The following is a 1,270-nucleotide window of genomic DNA, read 5'->3' on the forward strand; positions in this document are numbered from 1 at the left end:
TTTTTTTTGAGAGTATAGACGGCAAAGAAGTGATTTTATTTCTAGAAAAATTGTGAGACTGGAGAAAGAAAAAATGGAAAAATTTCCTTACGAATATTTTCAAAACTTAGAAAAATTAGAGCAAGCAATTCAAGTAATCAAGTTCGATTTAACAGACGAAAAATTGTTGGAATATAAAAATATGACACCCGAAAGAAAACGATCGTTGGAAAAATTAATGCAACTAGTGAACGAAGACGGCGGAATTTCAGACGCAGCTTTTGACGCATGGAGCGAATTTCATGGAGAATATAATTAAGTGGGTTTAAATGGCTCTAAAATCGCTTCTAAGAGTTTTTTAGCTTGTACCAATGAAATACACCAAAAACTAAATAAAACGTCTTAAATCGAAAAATACGAGCTCTCAGAGCGATTTTATTTGTAAATGTTGCATATAAGAAATAATTACGGATTTTAGACTTTTGTAGGATATTTTTGAAATAAATATTTATTTCTGTTATAATTTGATTGCAAATAAGTGAACACGAAACACACGAAAGCCCCAGAGAGGTCGGATTCTCTGGGGCTTTTTTTGTGGGCTGAGTCGCCTTAATTAAGTTTTACTTCTTGTTTCGGTTATTCAACCAGTAACTGAACAAAGCGCTTAAAAGCCCAACAAGAAGGGAGCAAATAAAGTTAGTGAACACGAAACACACCTCCTTCCAGTCGCAAGACTGTCGGATAGGCGACAATCAATTATACAATAAAAAAGCAAAAATAAGCCTAAGTTTTTTATTGCCTTGGGGTTGTTAGGGCTTGCCCTGACCGCCTGTAAGGCGCTTTAGAACGAAGGACATAGTTTTTATCGAATCTTGTCTTAGAACGGCTTAGACGAGCTCTCAGGACGCCACAAAGGAGTCCCTAATGAATTATTTTTGGCGAAGGAGCCTAAAGGCGACTGCTGCAAGTAAAATGTGAGAGCGTAGCGATCACTCCTTCTTACAGCGACCATAGGGAGCTAGATTGGCAGTTTAATATCATGCGCGAACCTGTTTATTTTAAAAAGTGGGTGATTTTTTGGCGGGAAATTTTGCTCGCGCGCGCGCGCGTTTATTTTATTTATTTTTTAAAGAGTTTTTAGAACCCTTTTTAGGGGGCAGTTGAGCCTTACTCTCCCAACGGATACAGAAGGGTACTAACAACTTTTTATCTGAGTACTAACAACTTTTTATCTGAGTACTAACAACTTTTTATCTGAGTACTAACAACTTTTTATCTGAGTACTAACAAC

At 36.7% G+C, this 1,270-nt stretch carries 2 protein-coding genes; one reads left to right on the plus strand and one right to left on the minus strand.

The window, feature by feature from the left end; genetic code table 11:
• The first annotated feature begins 73 nt into the window (after positions 1–73).
• Complete coding sequence (locus AB5Z52_RS17140; protein ID WP_262369383.1) at positions 74–298, plus strand: hypothetical protein; 225 nt, start codon at positions 74–76, stop codon at positions 296–298.
• Between the two features lie 301 nt (positions 299–599).
• Here the strand turns inward: AB5Z52_RS17140 and AB5Z52_RS17145 are convergent, their stop codons facing one another.
• Complete coding sequence (locus AB5Z52_RS17145) at positions 600–695, minus strand: type I toxin-antitoxin system Fst family toxin (RefSeq protein ID WP_106913803.1); 96 nt, start codon at positions 693–695, stop codon at positions 600–602.
• Between the last annotated feature and the right edge of the window lie 575 nt (positions 696–1,270).

It is taken from the genome of Enterococcus sp. RTP21361st1_A6_RTP21361_211029, from assembly GCF_040910045.1.
Lineage (GTDB): Bacteria > Bacillota > Bacilli > Lactobacillales > Enterococcaceae > Enterococcus_D > Enterococcus_D gallinarum.

Excerpts from the sequence above, each read along its gene's own strand:
- AB5Z52_RS17140 (WP_262369383.1), top strand. The coding sequence starts at position 74 with ATGGAAAAATTTCCTTACGAATATTTTCAAAACTTAGAAAAATTAGAG.